Annotated in this window: 14 protein-coding genes; 11 read left to right on the top strand and 3 right to left on the bottom strand. The window is 58.8% G+C overall.

The window, feature by feature from the left end:
* The first annotated feature begins 168 nt into the window (after window positions 1-168).
* Window positions 169-2,934: a hypothetical protein gene (locus tag AB1772_02820; protein MEW5795271.1), complete on the top strand. Its 2,766-nt coding sequence runs from the start codon at window positions 169-171 to the stop codon at window positions 2,932-2,934.
* A gap of 529 nt (window positions 2,935-3,463) precedes the next feature.
* Here AB1772_02820 and AB1772_02815 read toward each other — a convergent pair.
* Both AB1772_02815 and AB1772_02810 read right to left on the bottom strand, forming a co-directional pair.
* Window positions 3,464-4,261 (bottom strand): type II CAAX endopeptidase family protein, encoded by a 798-nt coding sequence (locus AB1772_02815; protein MEW5795270.1) that lies wholly within the window; start codon window positions 4,259-4,261, stop codon window positions 3,464-3,466.
* Window positions 4,258-4,488 (bottom strand): DUF5668 domain-containing protein, encoded by a 231-nt coding sequence (locus AB1772_02810; GenBank protein ID MEW5795269.1) that lies wholly within the window; start codon window positions 4,486-4,488, stop codon window positions 4,258-4,260. The genes AB1772_02815 and AB1772_02810 overlap by 4 nt, the downstream gene beginning before the upstream one ends.
* 440 nt (window positions 4,489-4,928) lie before the next feature.
* Between AB1772_02810 and AB1772_02805 the strand changes: the two genes are divergently transcribed.
* Window positions 4,929-5,498: a sigma-70 family RNA polymerase sigma factor gene (locus AB1772_02805; GenBank protein MEW5795268.1), complete on the top strand. Its 570-nt coding sequence runs from the start codon at window positions 4,929-4,931 to the stop codon at window positions 5,496-5,498.
* A 35-nt stretch (window positions 5,499-5,533) separates the two neighbouring features.
* Window positions 5,534-5,788: a hypothetical protein gene (locus tag AB1772_02800; GenBank protein MEW5795267.1), complete on the top strand. Its 255-nt coding sequence runs from the start codon at window positions 5,534-5,536 to the stop codon at window positions 5,786-5,788.
* A 136-nt stretch (window positions 5,789-5,924) separates the two neighbouring features.
* Here the strand turns inward: AB1772_02800 and AB1772_02795 are convergent, their stop codons facing one another.
* A complete protein-coding gene (locus AB1772_02795; protein MEW5795266.1) occupies window positions 5,925-9,038 on the bottom strand; it encodes a M14 family zinc carboxypeptidase in 3,114 nt (1,037 codons plus the stop codon).
* A gap of 340 nt (window positions 9,039-9,378) precedes the next feature.
* Between AB1772_02795 and AB1772_02790 the strand changes: the two genes are divergently transcribed.
* From AB1772_02790 to guaA, 8 genes are all read left to right on the top strand, one after another.
* Entirely contained in the window at window positions 9,379-10,767 is a 1,389-nt protein-coding gene (locus AB1772_02790) for a bifunctional UDP-3-O-[3-hydroxymyristoyl] N-acetylglucosamine deacetylase/3-hydroxyacyl-ACP dehydratase (protein MEW5795265.1), read from the top strand.
* On the top strand, window positions 10,764-11,537 hold the full coding sequence (gene lpxA / locus AB1772_02785) for an acyl-ACP--UDP-N-acetylglucosamine O-acyltransferase (GenBank protein ID MEW5795264.1): 774 nt from the start codon (window positions 10,764-10,766) through the stop codon (window positions 11,535-11,537). Before AB1772_02790 ends, lpxA begins: the two co-directional genes overlap by 4 nt.
* A 194-nt stretch (window positions 11,538-11,731) precedes the next feature.
* Complete coding sequence (locus tag AB1772_02780; protein MEW5795263.1) at window positions 11,732-12,727, top strand: Gfo/Idh/MocA family oxidoreductase; 996 nt, start codon at window positions 11,732-11,734, stop codon at window positions 12,725-12,727.
* Window positions 12,728-13,834: a lipid-A-disaccharide synthase gene (gene lpxB, locus AB1772_02775; protein ID MEW5795262.1), complete on the top strand. Its 1,107-nt coding sequence runs from the start codon at window positions 12,728-12,730 to the stop codon at window positions 13,832-13,834.
* Window positions 13,831-15,069 carry a glycosyltransferase N-terminal domain-containing protein gene (locus AB1772_02770; protein ID MEW5795261.1) on the top strand — a complete coding sequence of 413 codons (1,239 nt, stop codon included), beginning with the start codon at window positions 13,831-13,833 and terminating at the stop codon, window positions 15,067-15,069. Before lpxB ends, AB1772_02770 begins: the two co-directional genes overlap by 4 nt.
* Complete coding sequence (gene lpxK / locus AB1772_02765; GenBank protein MEW5795260.1) at window positions 15,062-16,147, top strand: tetraacyldisaccharide 4'-kinase; 1,086 nt, start codon at window positions 15,062-15,064, stop codon at window positions 16,145-16,147. The genes AB1772_02770 and lpxK overlap by 8 nt, the downstream gene beginning before the upstream one ends.
* Window positions 16,147-17,757, top strand: coding sequence for an L-aspartate oxidase (gene nadB / locus AB1772_02760; protein ID MEW5795259.1), 1,611 nt, complete (start codon window positions 16,147-16,149; stop codon window positions 17,755-17,757). The genes lpxK and nadB overlap by 1 nt, the downstream gene beginning before the upstream one ends.
* On the top strand, window positions 17,754-19,295 hold the full coding sequence (gene guaA / locus AB1772_02755; GenBank protein ID MEW5795258.1) for a glutamine-hydrolyzing GMP synthase: 1,542 nt from the start codon (window positions 17,754-17,756) through the stop codon (window positions 19,293-19,295). The genes nadB and guaA overlap by 4 nt, the downstream gene beginning before the upstream one ends.
* Window positions 19,296-19,323: the final 28 nt, after the last annotated feature.

Raw genomic sequence — 19,323 nt, 5'->3', positions numbered from 1 at the left:
TATGCATGGACTTGCGCCTCCCGAGAGCGGGTGAGTGAGGCTCACCGATAAGTACCTCGGCCGCGACGGTAAGTATGTGTTTTCTAAGACCTTGGGCGGGGATTCTTCTGGCGCCGAGCGGGCGCCATGCTTATATTACAGGCACCTCTTTTGCGCTTACAGTTTTCGATGTCCCCTACGTTTGTGCTGGAGTGGAAATCAGTGTTGCGCCCGATTCTTGTCTGTTTCGCGCTGTCGTTGCAGCTGACCCGGTCAGCGACTGCCGATGTGGAACATCGGCTCTCTCACGACCAGCGCCTGTCCGGGCTTGACCTGAACCGTCGCGGTCAGCCTGTTCTGTTGGCGGCCGCTTCCGCGCTAGCGGCTGCGAACGGGGATGATTTCCGCATATCGCTGTCTGTCTCACCCGCCCGGTTCGATCAGAATCGAGGCAGAGTAGTTCAGATCGCCGATCGTGACTGGTGGGTAGTATGGGATGATGACCGGATGGGCAGCCGGAAGATCTTTTGTCAGCGGTACGATTCACTGGGGACTCCGCGTGCCGGCAACGAACTACTGGCAAGTTCGTCGATAGGGGCTGACTTTGCTGACCCACGACTTGCGTTGGATACGCTGGGCCGCATCTACTTTTCTTGGCGCGATCAGACCGGCGGCATGATCTTCGTTTCCCGTTTTGCTGCCGATGGTTCCCCGGATTGGGGCCCGGTACTCGTAAGCGACACCAGCCTGAGCGGATTCGCCGGTCTGCTGGACATGGCGGTGTTTCCCGATGGCCAGATCGTCATGGTCTGGGAGGGTTATTCCGCCCTGGGTTCGACTATTCAAATGCGGCTCTACTCAGCAGCCGGATTGTCTTTGGTCGGGCCGGTGCAGGTTAATACCGATGGAGGTTCGGTCAATCACTGGGCGCCGACTGTGGCCTGCGCGCCTGGCTCCGGTTTCGTAGTCAGCTGGGAAGACTATCGCAGCGGCCAGGCGGACATCTACGCCCGCCAGTATACGGGCGCGGGGAGCGCTGTCGGCAGCGATTTCGCGCTCGTGCCCCCTCCGGCCAATACAGCCAACCAGTATTCGCCGAGAATAACTTACTCGACAAAAGACCGTTACGTAATCGGCTGGACCGATCACCGCCAGGGTCAGGAAATATACCTGCAGAGGTACAACCAAACCACCGGCCTGGTGGGAAGCAACCAACTCATTTCCAGTGGTCTCGGTTCAGTGCTGAATCGTGATCTCCATCTTTCAGCGTCCACGAGCGGGAGAATCCACGCCCTGTGGAGCGCCTCTGGAGCCGACAACTCGATTGAGTCACTTATGCTCGATTCCGGGATGGCGCCGAGCGGCCTTCCCGCCGTAGTCAATATGAATGCTCTCGGCCAGCGCTGGGCGCCATCGGCGGCTTTCGGTCGGAGCGGCCATTATGCGGTGGCCTGGACAGAATCGGCCGATGACGACCCTGATATTGCCCTCATGCTCTATGAGGCCTCGGGCAACCGCCGTCTTGGCGCCGAGCTTATGGCCAACGACGACTCGCAGGGAGCACATTCAGTCTCTCCGCGCATTCTCACCACTACCGACTGGTGGAATCTGGTTGCCTGGGTCGACCGTCGCAATGACGAAGGCGATATCTTCGTACGCGTCATATCGCACGCCGGAGATTTTCTCGGCGGCGAAGCCAGGGCCAACCAGGATGTGGGGCGGAGTTTGCAGGCGGAACCGAACATGGCCATCAACGGCGACTGGGTATTGCTTGTCTGGAACGATGCGCGTAACGTCGGCGGTTTTTCCGGTCAACACATTTTTGGCCGCCGGATGACACCTCACGGCGCATTCAGGTCAGGCGAAATTCTCTTTTCAGATTCGCTTTCGCTGGCCGCGAAGTCTTCACCGGCAGCCGCGTTACTGTCCGACGGCACCGGGCTGGTGGCATGGCTGGACAGCCGCTCCGGCGCGCCGCAGGTTTACGCTAGGTGGTTGGCGAATACAGGCCTTCCGGAGGGATCTGATGTGCTCCTTTCCCAGCCGGCGCAAGACATTTCGTTAACCCGCCTTGCTGTGGGAAACGACAACACCGATCACATCGCGGTGGCCTGGTTGGACGTGGGCGCGGCCACGCCGAGCGTCAAGGTGCGACGGTTCAATCCTGATCGCAGCGATGCCGGTTCGTTTGTGTACGCGCCGACCTCACCGGGGACGATAGAGGATGCCGCTGTAGATATTGGTTCTGACGGTCGGGTGGCGGTGTTCTGGATTGGATCCGATCTTGGGGTCAGGAGAGGCTTTCTGACTATGTTGAGCTCGAACGGCAGCGTGTTGGGCGGGCCGATCGAGATCACCGATTCGCCGCAGGCGTTGCCGTTGTCGCCGGCTGTCTCGCTATGTGAGAATCAACATTCCAGCCTTGTCTGGCTCGATCAACGCGGCGGCGCGCCGAAAGCCTACTTCCAGATTGTCGATCCCGCCCTCACGCTGATCGGAGTAAATGAAGCGGCCTCAACGACGACAACCGAATTCATGCGCGATCCGGCGGTTGACGCGTTTCGGGGGCGGGCATGGTTTGTCTGGTCCGATCCGCGTGTCGATGGTCTGAACGTATTCGGGCGACCCCACGTATACCTGCCGACCGATGTCGGCAACGATCCCGATGGCCTTCCCAGGGAGTTCCATCTCGCGCAGAATTATCCCAACCCGTTCAACCCGGCCACCGAAATAGAGTACTCGATACCCAAAGCGCTTCCAGTAGAGCTGAGTATCTTCAACGTGCTCGGACAGAAGATCGCAACGCTGATCGATGAATCGGTGCCGCCAGGGACACATCGTGTCATCTGGAACGGCACTGATGATCACGGCAGAGCGGTCGCGAGCGGTGTTTGTTTCTATCGCTTGCGGGCGGGTGAACTCGTTGCGTCGCGCAAGATGATCCTACTGAAGTAGCACACGATCCGTTGTCCCGCTGTTTGGAGGTCCGTAGGGTGGGTTTGCTTCACCTGTCCGCCATGGCGGAAACCCGCCATGAAGCGGTTGTCTCCGGAATTGAACGTGGCGGACGAGGATGTCCACCACCCGTCGGCGCAGGATCTGACACAGCGGATTATGCGCTCTCCTGCCGTCCAGATTAGTCCAATCTTAAACAAAAAAAAGGGGAGCCTGGCGGCGCAAATTCTGCCAGAGTGATTTTTAGCGCCGCCAGGTGGTGCCAAGAGTTAGGGGGGGGAGGGGAACCCAACTCGACACCAACGTCCCTTAATCTTGCGTGCCCGGTTAACTCCCAGGCGACGTCTTCTCAATCCTACAATAAATAAACAACTGGCTACACGGAAAAGCAACAGAAAAAATCGATGAATTTGTTCCTGCCTGCGATTGAGTCCACTTAATAAAACACTTGCAGCGATAGGTCGAACTTCCTGCAAGATCGCCCCTTAGGGCCGAGTATCCTAGTAATTGACGGCTAACAAAGTCCTGTTTACCGCGGAAGGAACAGGGCGCCGAAGTCCTGAAAGAAGTGGGCAATGATACAGGGCCAAAGCCGACCGGTACGGATGTACAGCAGAGAAAACAGAACCCCGTAAACCGAAATCAGGATGAACCCCGGGAGGCCCTGGTAGGCGTGGCAGATGCCGAAAGCAACTGCGGACACGATGGTTGGGACTACCCAGCTTTGGAAACGGCCGAGGATTCTGAGCCGAGTCATGAGGTACCCTCGGAAACCGATTTCCTCGCAGAAGCCCGCTGTAAACGAAACCGCCACCCAGACTACTTTGCCCAGCGACTCCGTCGGGATCAACATCTCCACCTCACCCGGCAGCGGCATCCCGGCCTGTCCCAGTAACCAGGCCAGGCCGGTGAGAAGCAGCCAGGCGGCGAGAAAGAACGCGCCACCCCAGGCGAAATCAATACCTCTAAGCCTGCTCAGGCCGACTCCGGCCAGCCCCGTGCCCTCGAAATAGACGGTCACGTAATTGACCAGGAAGATGGTCCATTGAAACAAGATCGTGGCGATAAGCAGGAAAATAAGCACGCCCTGATTCAGACTGCGGAGCAAAACGGTAGGATCTTCGCCGATACCGATCAGTGACAGGCCCGGATAAAAGACGAGCAGTACTCCGAGCGAGACCCAGGTCCAATGAGAGCGCGCAAAGGCGCCGTTATCGGTCTGCAGTTTGAATATGGCCATGGGGTCCGACGGTTCAAACCCGCTGTGGCCGGGCGAATAAACTGTCTCGCGCTTGTATTCCTGGTTCTCCAGAGACGACTCCTTCATGGCATCGGGGGCGGCGGCGGAGTTTCGGATTCATCACGTGTCGATCCCCGGCGGTACAGATTCCCGACAATCAAAGCTACGCCGACGATTATCAGGAAAAGCGGCCAACTATCCTGTACCGGCGGCAGCACTTCCCAATTCACTCCCGAGAAGAAAAGTCCCACGCCGAGGATAATCACCCCGCTGACAATGCTGCCACGGCCGTTACGTTTTGTGTAATCCGACATCCGAGTTGCACCTCATTCCCTGAGCAATTCGTTACCGTTCAACGCTGCCCCCAAGTATACGCAAATTCGGTGCGCAAAATCAGGTGTTTTTGGCCTGCGCCCGGCATTTGTACGCGGCCTCGCCATCATGGGTAAAGCGATTCACGTGATACCGGTTGTCGCCATGACACCCCATCACATGTGAACCGTCCGTGGTAGCGCAGCGGACACGGTACGACTACGATGACGTCAGTGCCGCAGGGTAGGTAGAAGCTATCCCATAGGCGAGACAGGTTGGCGGCAGGTCTCAGTCCCGTCCCTCTTTCATCGAGCCGGGACAAGGAGCCCGGATCAAGTCCGGGGCAGGCTCTGCCGCAACTCTTTCAACTTGTGGGACGGCCGCGATGCGCCTGTCGGCACGAAGGGAATGAAAACGCGACACCACAGGAGAACATAGCCATATGGCTACACAACGGATCATCTACCAGAACTGGATCGCCGAACTCGGGCGCGATCCCTCGGTCCAGGCTGACGACAGCGCCGTCCCGTGGCCGGACATACTTGATCCGGACAATGAAGCGGCGGAGATCCTGTCGGGTAGTGACACGCCCGACGACGCAGAAGGTTCGCGCCGGGAGCTCATTCGCTCGGCGGTCAGGGCGGCCATTGAGACGCTTTCGGACGATGAGCGCGAGATAGTCGAGCAAGTTCATTTCATGGGACGGACGATCCGGGAGATCGCCGAACGATCGGGCCGAAGCGGGCATCGGCTCGAGGCGATGCACCAGCGGGCGCTGCGCAAACTGCGCCGCAAGCTGGCGCCGCTGGTGGCGAAGCTCTTCGGGGTCGCGTCGGCCAGCCAATTCGAATGCCCTATCTGTCAGTCGCCCCACCGCGAGGAAATCGATCATATTATACGAGAACGCAATCCGGACCAGACCTGGCGACCCGTATTGCGCAGGATCCGTGACCGTTTCGGGCTGCGTCTTACGACGCCGCAGATCCTTATCGGGCATGAAAAATATCACTAAACCCTACAGCTAAACCCAATGGCAGAGGAGAACGGATGAATACTACCGACGAGTGTCAGAAGACGCGAGGCGATCACTGTCTCAACGTGTTCGTGTCCCCGGACCTAAAAGGGCGGCTGAAGGAACTGGCCGACCGGTATGATCGCACCACCGCGGATATTGTGCGCGCGGTATTGAGGATCGGAATACCGATGATGGAAGGGTTATCGCAGGCAGAGGAGATTATGGTGCGGGAGTACATTCAGCTCTTTCGCAAGCTGCGGCAGGTGAAGACGCTGAAGGAGATTTGATGATCGGCAGCACTGACGACGTCAGGTCACCGCCCGACCCGTCCCGCGTCGCGGGAACGGTTCGGGCTCAAGTCCTGTCGCAACCATTGAGAGTTGGTTGTCCGCATTGCGATCGCCGGCCGTACGTTGCGCATCCTCACAAGCATGGTGCGAGCGGTCCCGCGCTGATGAACAGATGATCCACCAGCTCGGTTATGTCGCCGATCGTAATATCCTCAAGTGCAGGCTGTGAGCCGCCGGATTGGTTGATATCAGCTTCGCTAAGACAAGACAATTCGGCCCCGGTGACAAACAGGTGATCGACCAGCATGGTGACGTCGCCGATAGTCGGCTCATCGCCGCCCTCGCCGTTAACATCGCCCACCTGCCCGACACAGCATCCGCCGTCGCGGGTGATCCGCGCTGACAGAAAGTCGACGACCGGCGCCTGAGGATCGCCGAACAGACCATAAAAGCAGGTGTAATCTGCGCCGCCGTAACGGGCGTCGACCCCTGTGATGTCAGTTCCGTCCGCGTCTCTCACTTCTCGCGAGAGCGCCAGCGAATCGAGCACCAGGCGGTCGGTAACAAAGCGGCCGCAGACGATTGCATTGTCGCCGCAGCGCTCCCAGATGAACCTGATCTCGGCGATCACCGGTGCACCGGCTGTTGATATGCTGAATTTGAGTTGAGCCAGCACCGCGGGCGTTGGCTGGAGGTCAATATCGCCGGGAAGGATAGGCGCGCCTTGGAATTGTGCGACACCGGCGAGAGTAATCTCCCCGACCGTGCCGGCTGTCTTGGCGTGGTAGTCGAAGAACTGCCAGGCTGTGATTGCATCGCCCGGGCGGACATCGTCGAGTGCAAGAGTGGCGGCGTCGTATTCCACATGGAACTGATACCCGGCAAGTGTAGTGGCGGCATCGGCCAGCACGATGTCGACAATAACTGTGTCGTCGCCCTCGAAAGTCGTACCCTGCAGCGACACGGAGTAAACTGCGCTATTGGAGACAGCATAGTTGCTGGATTTCGGATCTGATGATGAGTTGCCTGAGGCGGGAGTCTTCGGCCCGGGAGCGGGTGCGGGCGGGGCAAAACAGGGGGCCTGCGCGCCGACTACGACCTCAGCCAGAGCATTCAGATCCGCTGCTGTCAGGAGCACTTCGTCACAGTTAGCATCGGTCTCGCTAATCTGGGTTACGTAGTAGACATCGAACACGGACAGACCTTGCTGGAAGTACAGGCTCAGCAAAGTCAGGTCTGCCACCGTACTGTAAAGGCCGTCGAGGTCGATGTCGCCGGTTCCGGAGCCGAGCACATCGACTTCGGCTGGCGACGAATACCGCCCCCACTGGTTCTGGGCATCCATGGCCCGAACCTGATAGTAGTACACGTCCATCGGCCTGCCGGTAAACGTATAGGACGGTGACGTCAGGTCGGATGCCACCACCGCGGTTTCAGCGAATACCACGTGAGGGTGTATGTCGTCGATATACCATCCCTCGCCGGCTAGACCTTCGTCGGTCTGGTAAAGAAACCGGAACCAGACCTGCTGGCCCTGGAAGGCCGAGAGATCGAACGTCGCGTCAACCCAGCCGTCCGACGTACCGCTGATGCCGTTCCCTCGATTGCCGCCGTACGGGTTGAAATTGGTGGTTATGTTGCCCGGAATGGAAATGAAATTCAGGCCATCGGTGGAAATCTCCACATAAGCGAAATCGCGGTAGAATTCGAAATCGTACCAGGTACGGAAGGTGAGTTGGTCGCCCGGCCGCACGGTATGGGGAAATGCCGTGGTAAGATGAGCTACGTACAGGTCGCCGGTGCCGGAATACAACGAGTTGGGCGCTGAATTCGAACGTGCCGGAGTCGATCCGAAGTAGTTAGTTTCCCAGAAATCGAGATTGTCGCCCGGATCATCCAGAAGATGCCGCTTCCGCATCTCGACCAGTTCAAACCGGACCGCCGGGTTGGTGGGGTCGGTCTCGACCCAGCTTACCATATACTCGGCGCCGTCCGCCGGGCTGGCAGGCCCGACGATCTGCGGCGGTTCCGGGGCGCGCAGGGAGTTGATGTTACCCGCCATACGGGTTAGGAACATGAGTGGCTGGAGGTTCTCCTGCTTGATCTGCTCGGCGCGTGCCAGCGACGGCCAGAAACCATCGGACTGTCCGCCCGCTTCGATTGTCGTCCCGAGCACTTTGTTCTTGAGCGTCTGCTCGCCGTACTCCCAGTCGAAGGCGCCGCCGTTGACCGGGTACAACAGGTCTGCTACCAAACCGTGCTCGTATCCGTTGAGATTCTGGATCGAATCACCAAGTGCGCGATAAATGTCGTGATCGTCGGTGGGGAGCCGTATGTACCCCCAGGGGTAAATCAGGATATTGGCGTACGAGTGCCAGAAAACCGAGAGCACGAACTCGCGCGATATCATGAAGTCGCGTATCGCCTGGGACTCCGGTTCGGAAAACGGGCCGGTGCCACGATAGGTGTCTGACCCGGGATTCGGAGAGGATCCCTGGTTGTCGTATCCCCACATGTACCCGAAGTTGCGGTTTACGTCGACTCCAAACGTGCCGTTGCCGTTGTCACGGCGATTCATGCGCCAAAGGCCCCCGCCGAATGGGGCAATAACCTGATTGTAATAATAGCCGTCCGGATTACACACCAGGATGAACCATATCTCCCGGTCATCCACCAGATCTTTCACTTCCGGGTCGGTGTCGTACCGGTTGGTCAGATGGTCCATGAAGTGGAAGAGGACTTCAGGCGTGACAACCTCACGGGCATGGATGCACCCGGTGTAGAGCACCTCGGCTTCGTTTTCGTCGACATTCGGGTTATCCGAAATCTTGACCACCCAGATATTGCGTCCCTCGATAGTGAGGCCGATCGATTGTTTCGCGGAAACCAAATTCGGGTGATCGGCGATCATGCCGTCGAGATAAGCGTCGATCTCAGCCAGGGTCTTGTACCCGCCCATGTCCTTTTGGGGCAGGCGGGAGCGGTAGAAGTCACCTACCGATTCGTGAATCGTCTCGGTTTTGAATCCGGCCCGGCGGAGGGAGTCGATCTGGGCCGGGGTGGTAATAATCTCGACATAGGTCCAGTCGGTCCAGACAATATCGAGATCAAACGACCCCAGCAGGCGGCGCTGATCTTTGTGGTCGATAAAGACCCGCTCCTGAATGTCTTTGGGAACCTGACTGAAAAGAGTGGCGGCGGAAAGGGTGATCAATACGGCGGTGACAAGCGTGCGGCAAAGTCTCATAGTTGCTCCTGTTGGCGTGTACACTGCAATATAACTGTTGCCGGCGCCAAGACAAGCGGTGGCGGCGACAAAGCTACATCAAGGTGGTTGGCGTACGTCCTCGTGTGCCAAAGCGAATGTCTGTCTTTACTGGCGGCAAGCCTCACTCCGAGCCCGACCCGTAGAGCGAGTCGAACCGGGAGCAGGACCGGCCGCAACAGATTCAGCGTCGCCTGAAAGCGTGTTTCGGCGCGGATGCCTCGACAATCACGTCGCTTGTTACGTCCTCGCAAAAAAACCGCTTGAACACGTCCTCTAAGGACGGTATACTCCGAGCCAACCTATTACCATACCAACGCTTATGTACGAGAAACAAAGGACTGTCAGGAATTCGATTTCACTTACCGGAATCGGCCTTCACACCGGCAACACCTGCACCATGACTTTCAAGCCGGCCGAGCCGGATACCGGTATTCGTTTTGTCAGAATCGATCTCCCTGGGCAACCCTGGGTGATAGCCGATATCGATCACGTGGTCGATATCTCGCGCGGCACCACTCTCCAGAAGGGGGAGGCCCGGGTGCACACGGTCGAGCATGTTCTGGCCGCTTTCGCCGGGCTTCAGATTGACAACATGATTGTCGAGCTCGATTCCAATGAGCCGCCGGTCGGCGACGGTTCCGCCAAGCCGTATGTCGACTGCCTGCTCGAGGCGGGGATCGAGGATCAGCATGTCGACAAGTTCTATCTTGAAATAGATACCCCTATGTCTTACAGCGAGCCGGAACGCGGGGTAGACCTGGTGGTGACGCCGTCGAACGATCTCCGGATTACCTTCCTTATCGACTACAAGAATCCGGCGCTCGGTACCCAGTACACCACGCTTCAGGACCTCGAAAAGGAATTCGTCGCCGAATTCGCCCCGGCGCGAACTTTCTGCTTCTTTACGGAGATCGAAACGCTCAAGGCTCAGGGACTGATCAAAGGGGGCGGCCTTCACAATGCGATTGTTCTTTATGATTCCGATAAGGGGCAGGTAGAAGTAGACCGCATTCGCCGGGCACTTGACCTGAAAGACGAAGCATTTATTGGTAAGAACGGCATTATCAATGACATCCCGCTCCGTTTCTACAACGAGCCGGTCAGGCACAAGACACTCGATCTGCTGGGAGACCTCGCCCTGATCGGCGCTCCGTTCAAGGGGCATGTGCTGGCGGCGCGGTCGGGGCACCGGGCCAACGTGGCCCTGGCTCGCAAGATGCGGGAGCTATACAAGAAAAAGCGGATTGCCAGCCGCTACTCCAAGGGCGGACGGGCGCTGTTCGATATTCAGGCGGTACTTAAGATTCTGCCGCATCGGTATCCTATGCTGCTGGTGGACCGGATTGTCGATATGGAGCCGGGCAAACGGGTAGTGGGGGTCAAAAACGTGACTTTCAACGAACCTTTTTTCCAGGGGCATTTCCCCGATCATCCCATCATGCCCGGGGTGCTGATACTCGAGGCTATGGCCCAGGCAGGCGGCGTGCTTCTGCTCAACGCGGTCGAAAACCCGGAAACCAAGCTGCCGTTCTTTGTGTCGATTGACAACGCCAAGTTTCGCCGCACGGTGATGCCGGGTGATCAGCTTCGGTTCGAGCTGGAGATGGAGGCCTTCCGCCACGCCACCTGCAAGATGACCGGCAAGGCGTATGTCGACGAGCAACTGGTGTGCAGCGCCGATTTCAAGGCGATGGTGGTGGATCGATGAGCCTTATTCACGCTACGGCGATCGTTTCGCCTAAAGCGGAACTTGCCGACGACGTTTCGGTCGGGCCGCATACGATTATCGAGGAGGACGTGGTCATCGGCGCGGGAACCAATATCGCGTCTGATGTGCTCATAGCCCCCGGCACGCGTATTGGCAGCGGGGTGACAATATCGCACGGCGCCGTGCTGGGGACTGTCCCGCAGGATCTGAAATTCGCCGGCGAGAAGACTGTTCTCAAGATCGGCGACCACACGACAATCCGCGAATACGCCACGCTCAACCGGGGCACCCAGGCGACCGGGGAAACGCGGGTCGGCAAGAACTGCTTTATTATGGCGTACGCCCACGTGGCGCACGACTGCCATATCGGTGACAACGTCATCATGGCCAACTCAGTAAACCTGGCCGGGCACATTGAAATCGATGACTATGCTATCCTCGGCGGTGTCCTGCCGGTGCACCAGTTTGTCAAGATCGGATGTCATTGCATGATCGGCGGCGGGTTCCGGGTGCAGCAGGATGTCTGCCCGTACTCACTGGTGGGCGGGTATCCGCTGAAAGTGGTAGGTTTGAACTCGATCGGGCTTAAGCGGCGAGGGTTCAGACCGGAGGTTCTTCGCACGCTGGAGAGCACGTTCAAGCTGCTGTTCTTTTCCAATCTCAACACAACTCAGGCGGTGGAGCGGATCAAAGCGGAGATCGAGCCGATTGACGAAGTGAAGAAGATTCTCGAGTTTGTCGAGCGTTCGGGGAGAGGGATGGTGAAGTAGGGGGGCGATCTATTTCCGATTGTTCGCACAGTCAGTGTGCGTGGTGGAGCCTGCCCACGGCTCGATCGGGGCCTGGTCCACCACGGGCGAGTAGATGAGATTGCCATCCCCCGTACTGGGTTCGAGTTTCCGCTTTATGTTACCCATTGATCTTCGTACTTTCAGGCCACACCGGCATTCCGAAAGGTCCGCAGATGAGAAAACTGAAAACCGCCGTGGTAGGAGTCGGCTCGCTCGGCAGGCACCACCTCAAATGGCTCGCCAAACTCGAACAGTCCGAACTGGTCGGGCTCTATGACCTTGATCGCGACAAAGCCGCCAAGAACGCCTCTGAGTACGGCGTCAGGGCGTTTGATTCGCTCGATACGCTGGCCGAATCCGCCGAGGCGGTCGCTATCGTTGTCACTACCAGTGCGCACTTCGAGGTAGCCTCGAAACTGATCGATTGCGGTATCCACTGCCTTATTGAAAAGCCAATTACTCCCTCGCTCGACGAAGCCCGCAAGCTGAAGGAACTGGCGAAAAGGTGTGGGGTCAAAGTCACGGTCGGCCAGATCGAGCGGTTCAACCCGGCGGTGCGAGCGCTGGCGGATATCGAGGTCAGGCCGTCGTTTATCGAGGCCCACCGCCTCGCGGCCTTTGATCCGCGTGGCACCGATGTGGCGGTCGTGCTCGACCTGATGATACATGACATCGACCTCGCCCTCATGTTCACTCGCTCCCAAGTCGCCAATATCCAGGCGTCGGCCGTGGCGGTAGTTTCCGATGAGGCGGATATCGCCAACGCCCGTCTGACTTTTGAGAACGGCGCGGTGGCCAATCTTACGTCGTCGCGGATATCGCTCCACCAGATGCGCAAGCTCCGCATCTTTCAAAAGTCAGGCTACTTCTCGCTCGACCTGGCGCAAAAGCAGGCGGATATCTACCAACTGGCAACCAGTGACAATGACGCGGGCGGCCTGCGCGTGCCGCTCGGCAAGTCCGGCAAAGACATCCTCTATACCAAGAAGACCGACACCGGCGAGGACATGCTCGGCGCCGAGTTGTCGTCGTTTCTTGATGCGGTCATCAACGACAACCCGGTCGCGGTCACGATCGACGAAGCCGCTGAAGCGCTGCGGGTGGCGCTCGAGGTCAAGCGGATCGGACTGGACTCAATTGACCGAATGCTGCAGGAGCAGGCGGTCTGAATGGACGACCCGCTCCTATTCGTGTCGGCCGGGGACCCGTCGGGCGATATCGCCGTCAGCCGGGTCATAGCAGCACTACAGCACAAACAGCCGGGTGTCCGTACGTTCGGCCTCGGCGGTGCGCGGATGAGACAACTGGGGCAGGAGCAACTGACCCAACCGGCTGATTTGGCGGTGCTCGGATTTTGGGAGGTCGCCCGCAGGGCGCTTTTCTTTCGCCGATTGATGCGGCGATGTATCAGTGCAATTGAACGGCGGCGGCCATCACTGATACTCCTTGTGGACTATCCAGGTTTCAATCTGAGGCTGGCCGACAGGATACGCCCGCTTGGTATTCCCACAGTTTATTACATCTCCCCTCAGGTGTGGGCATGGGGGAGCGAACGTCTGGAGCAAATCCGCAAGCTGGTTGACCGGATGCTGGTAATCCTGCCCTTCGAGGAACCGTTCTACCGGGAGCAAGGTGTCGCCTGCCGGTTTGTGGGTCACTACCTGCTCGAGGATATTCCGCCTGAGTATGTGTCGACCGCTGCGCCGGGGAACGGGCTGAACGCGCTATTGCCCGGCTCGCGCCCGCAGGAGATCGAGCGGATGCTGCCGCCGATGCTCGAGGCCGCGGCGCGGATGCATCGCAGTCATGGTCTGACCTCGGTAGTTGCGGCGCTTACCGGCGCGTATGATTACGATTCGATCTGTGGCATGTACAGCGATTACGGCGTCAGACTTAGCTACGACGATGCCCGCCGGGTGGTTTACGAGTCCGATCTGGTGCTGGCCTCGTCGGGTACGGCCACGCTCGAGGCCGCTATTATCGGCCGCCCGATGGTGGTTGTTTACAAGACTGGTTTTCTGACCTACCAGATCGCGCGACGCCTGGTGACGCTGGACAAGATCGCGCTGGTCAATCTCGTATTAGGTGAAAAGGTCGTGCCCGAACTGATCCAGCACGAGGCATCCCCGGACCGAATGGTCGCCGAGCTTGAGCGGTACCTGGCTGATGAGCGGTATCGCACTCGAGTAACACAGGCGCTCCGGCGGGTACCGTCGCTACTGGGCGGTGTTGGTGCCTCGGAACGGGCGGCGGAGGCGATCGCGGAGTTCCTATGATCCTGCTGTATCGCCTTCTCACATTCCTGCTGTACCTGCTGGTGTATCCGTGGGCGCGCTGGCGTGCGGCGCGCCGCGACGAGGTTTGGCGCGGGCGGCTCGGTCTCGATCTCCCACCACACCCGGTCGATCTATGGATGCACGCCGCGTCGGTCGGCGAAATCCGCGTGATCAGCAACCTGACCGCCTTCCTGATCAAGAGTAAACCTGACATCCGCGTGCATGTCACTGCGGTCACTCGCACCGGAGTCGAAACCGCCCGCGCGGTTCTGCCTCGGCGCGTATCGGTGGCGGTGCTTCCGCTCGACGTGCTCCCGCTTTTCACTCGTGTGATCGGTCAGCTTCGGCCCAGGATAATTGTAGTCGCGGAGACTGAAATCTGGCCCAACCTGATCGGTGCCGCCGCCCGCAGAGGCATCCCGATCATCCTGGTCAACGGCCGCATGACCGAAAGCTCGCAGGGGAAATACCGTTTCATGGCGCGGAGCCTGCGGCGACTGCTATCGAAATACGAACGGTTCTTCTTCAAATCAGAGGCCGATCGGGAGCGCTTTCTGTCTTTTGGGCTCGACCCGTCGAAAGGCGTGGTCGCCGGGGATATGAAGTTCGACGCGCCGGTGGCCATGAAGTCGAAAGAGTGGGTCGAGGAGATTCGGGCCGAGCTCGGTGTCGCGATGGATCGGTTTTTGCTCGTGGCTGGTTCCACCCGCCCCGGTGAAGAGGCCGTCCTCCTGGCGGTATTCGCCGAGTTGCACAAGAAGTATCCGCAGCTTCGCATGGTGCTGGCGCCACGCCATCTCGAACGGCTCGACGAGGTGCGGCGTTTGATCGACACCACGAATATACCGTCCTGCCTTTACGGAGATGGCCGGGCGTGCGAGGCGGTGTCGCTGGTTGACCGGATGGGCCTGCTCAACGATCTTTACCAGGCGGCTGATCTGGCTTTTGTCGGCGGTACGCTGGTCGAAATCGGCGGGCATAACATTCTCGAACCGGTCTGGGCGAGGACGCCGGTGCTGTTTGGTCCACACCTTGACAATGTTGCCGACGCGGCTGAATACATCATCGCCAATGACTATGGCGCCATGGTGAAGGACGGCGAGGAATTGAAACGAACCATCAGCGACGTTATCGAGAAGCGCAGGACTTTCGCTGAGAAGGTCGAGTCGGATTCAGGCCGTTCGGCGACCGCGCTGGCCGGAAACTACATATTGAAGCGGCTGGCCGATGTTTGAGCGTTTGTGGAAGACTATCATCAGGCGTGACCCGTACGGGCCGCTCGATCTGCCTGCCTTCCTGCTCTGGCTGGCATCGTTTGTCTATCGGCTCGGTTTCGCCATTCACAAGGCCTGGTCCGGCGAACCGGTGAAGGTGTCAGTTCCCGTGCTGTCGGTAGGCAATATAACGGTCGGCGGCTCGGGGAAAACGCCGATGGTCGCCCGCCTGGCGAAAGACCTGCTCGCCGACGGTCTGAGAGTCGGCGTTGTGTCGTCAGGGTATGGCCGTCCCGACCGCACGCCCTTCGTCGCGCCCGGCTACAAAGTGCAGGAAATGGAAGTTGCTCGGACCGGCGATGAAATCATGCTGCTGGCTCAACAGCTTCCCCACGCCTGGTTTTCGGTTGACCCGCTTAAGCCCAACGCCGCCCGCAGGCTTGCCGATAGCGGCGAAGTCGATTTGATCATTCTCGACGACGGTTTCCAGCATTTCAAGCTGGCGCGTGACCTCGATCTCGTGACCTACGATGCCGGCCTCAGGCGGAGATTGTTGAAGCCGTTCCCATACGGCATGCTGCGGGAGCCTAAGACGGCCCTGGAGCGGGCCGATATCATAGTCATCACGCGGGCCAAGCTGGCCAAAGACATCAACGCGATCAAACGCGAACTCAAGGCGCTCGCTCCGAAAGCCAGTCTGTACCACGCCGGCTTTCAGGCGGCCAATGTCGCCGGGCGAGATCAACGGCTGTCGGTCAAATATCTTTCGGACAAGTCGGTGTTTCTCTTTGCCGGGGTGGGCAACTTTCGGGCGCTCGAGCGGCAGGTATCCGCGCTCTCATCCGATCTTGATTACGCCCTGGAGCTTTCCGACCACCAGCGCTATGATCCGCCCCTCCTTCAGCGGATAAAAGCACTTGCCGACAAGCATAACCCCGACCTGATTCTGACCACGCTGAAAGACTGGGTCAAAATAGGTGATTTTGATTTCGGTCGCGAATTCTACTATCTTGACCTGTCGATTGACCTGGACCCCGGCGAGGAAAAACTTGTTGCCGAGGTAAAGAGTCGCTTAAACCTGGCGCGTCGAGGAGCCTGATGGATCGCCGTTTCGATTTTCTGGTCGCGGGCAGCGGTATTGCCGGGTTGTTCTATGCCCTCAAAGTGGTGGAGCGAAACCCGCGGGCCCGGGTGGCTATCGTCACCAAGAAAGACGAAGACGCCGGCAGCACCAATCGCGCGCAGGGCGGGATAGCCGCTGTGATGGCTCAGACAGACTCTGTCCAGTCGCACGTCAGCGATACGCTTAAAGTGGGCTGCGGGCTTTGCCATGTCGACGTAGTCGAGCGAGTGGTCGAGGCGGGTCCGGCGGCGATCGCCGAGTTGATTCGTTATGGCGTCCAGTTCACCAGGGTTGACGGCCAGCTCGATCTGGGTCGGGAGGGAGGACATTCGCACCGCCGGGTAGTTCGGGCTGCCGACTTAACCGGTCAGGAAATCGAGCGGGCGCTTCTGGCTGCCTGTCGCGGCCTGCCCAACAATATCTGGATTTTCCGCGATCACATGGTGCTCGATCTGGTCACATATAATCAGGATGGCCGGAAGATTTGCGCGGGGGCATATGTCTACTGCGAAGACAAGCGCTCGTTCGACTCGTTTTACGCTCCAGTCACCATGCTGGCTACCGGCGGTTTGGGCATGGTCTACTTTCATACCTCGAATCCGAAGATCGCCACAGGCGACGGAGTAGCCTGTGCGTATCGCGCCGGTGTAGATGTTGCCAACCTGGAGTTCATTCAGTTTCACCCGACCACGCTGTACTCTCCCGGGCGCTGGCCCTTTCTGATATCCGAAGCGGTGCGGGGCGAGGGGGCGAGACTGCGTTCGGTCGACGGCCGCTATTTTATGGAAGACGCCCACGAATTGAAGGACCTGGCCCCGCGCGACGTGGTCGCCCGAGCGATCGACCGGGAACTCAAAGAGACCGGCGAAGAGTACGTCTTGCTCGATATCAGTCACCGCGATCCTGCGTTTGTAATGGAGCGGTTTCCCAACATCTATCGCGAGTGTCTGCGCTATGGTTTCGACATCACCAAACGGCCGATTCCGGTGGTACCCGCGGCTCATTATGCTTGCGGCGGGGTGGTCTGCAGCCTTGAAGGAGAGACGTCGCTGCCCGGCATGTATGTAGCGGGTGAGGTCGCCATGACCGGCATGCACGGCGCCAACCGGCTGGCTTCCAACTCATTGCTGGAAGCGGTGGTCATGGCGGATCTCGCGGCTCAATGCTCAAGCGACTATTTGAGGCAGAGTGACTTTCCCGAGGCGGTGCCGGTGGACAACCCGCTGGCATCCTCGCTGAAGATGCCGCGCGAGAAGATTCTGATTGCTCACGACCGCCATGAATTGAACCGAGTCATGTCGGACTTTGTCGGCATAGTGCGCACCAGCGAGCGTCTGACCCTGGCGTTGGAGAGGGTAAGCCGTATCAGGAGTGCGATCGAGGAATACTACTTCGCTACTCCCGCCACCAATGATGTAGTCGAGCTCCGAAATATCGCCACGGTCGCGGAACTGATTATCCGCTGCGCGCTCTGCCGCCAGGAATCGCGTGGGCTGCATTATCTCGAAGAAAAGCCGGAAACCGATCCCGCGTTCGAGCACGATACGGTTATTCGCGGATTGACGCGTCAGGAGCATCACGCATGAAGCAGGGCCACGAAACCATTATCATACTTGACTTCGGCTCCCAGTACACGCAACTGATCGCCCGCCGCGTGCGTGAAGCCCATGTGTACTGTGAAATTCACCCTTATAATGCCGATCTGCGCGCGCTTTCCAGCCGAAATATCGCGGGATATATCCTTTCAGGAGGGCCGGCATCGCTTAAAGACCCGCAGTCTCCTCGCCTCGGCCGCGAATTCTTCGATACCTCCGTACCGATTCTCGGTGTCTGCTATGGGATGCAGCTCTTAGCGGACGTGTTCGGCGGACGGCTCGTGCGGGCGGAGTATCGCGAGTACGGGAGGTCGATATTCGAGCCGGTGGCTGACGGCCGGCTACTGGAGGGAGTTTCACCCAGTAGCCAGGTCTGGATGTCTCACGGCGACTCTATCGTCGAACTCCCACGCGGTTTCAAGGTGATTGGGTGCACCGAATCACTGCCTACCGCGGCTATCGCGAACGAGTATTCGCGCATATATGGCCTGCAATTTCACCCCGAAGTGCACCACACGGTCGAAGGGAAACGCATACTCGGAAATTTCCTATTCAAGATCTGTGCCGTGAAGGGCGACTGGACTACGGCTTCCTTTATCGAAGAATCGATCGGGCGGATCCGCCAGCAGGTTGGCAACGGACAGGTGATTCTCGGCCTGTCAGGTGGCGTGGATTCGTCGGTTGCAGCTCTGCTCTTGCACCGAGCGATCGGGGGTCGTCTTCACGGGGTCTTTGTGAACAATGGGGTCCTTCGCAAGAACGAGTTTGAGGATGTCACAGCTACGCTGAAAACGCTTGGCATCAATCTGCACCCGGTCGATGCCTCCGAGATGTTCTTGTCCCGCCTGGCGGGGGTGGAAGACCCCGAACAAAAGCGGAAGATAATAGGCGCCACCTTCATCGACGTTTTCGAGGAGCAGGCGCAGCGGATCGGCAACATCGACTATCTCGCCCAGGGAACGCTGTATCCCGATGTAATCGAGTCGACATCCTTCAAAGGGCCATCGGCGACAATAAAGTCGCATCATAACGTTGGCGGCCTGAAAGACAAGATGAGCCTAAAACTGGTCGAGCCCCTGCGGGAGCTGTTCAAGGACGAGGTGCGCGAACTGGGACGGGCGCTTGGCCTGCCGGAGAAATTCATCGGGCGGCATCCGTTTCCCGGCCCAGGGCTGGCGGTGAGAATTCTCGGCGAAGTTACCAGGGAAAGGTGCGATTTGCTTCGCGAAGTAGACGCTATCTTCATCGATCAGCTCTACAAGCACGGCATCTATGATGACATCTGGCAGGCTTTCGCCGTGCTCCTGCCGGTGCGGGCCGTAGGCGTCATGGGGGACGAACGCACCTATGAAAACGTCGTGGCGCTTCGGGCGGTGACCTCGGTCGACGGCATGACCGCTGACTGGGCCAGAATCCCCCATGATATTCTGGCGGAGATATCGAACGAGATCATTCGCAAGGTCAAGGGCGTGAATCGGGTCACCTATGACATTTCGTCCAAGCCGCCCGCTACGATCGAATGGGAGTGAGGGCAAAACGTCGCTCCTGGACTTCTGC

The sequence above is a fragment of the Candidatus Zixiibacteriota bacterium genome, assembly GCA_040752815.1.
Taxonomy (GTDB): Bacteria; Zixibacteria; MSB-5A5; order GN15; family FEB-12; genus JAGGTI01.
The sequence above is the reverse complement of the archived record's forward strand: the minus strand, read 5'-3'. Positions and strand labels throughout refer to the sequence as shown.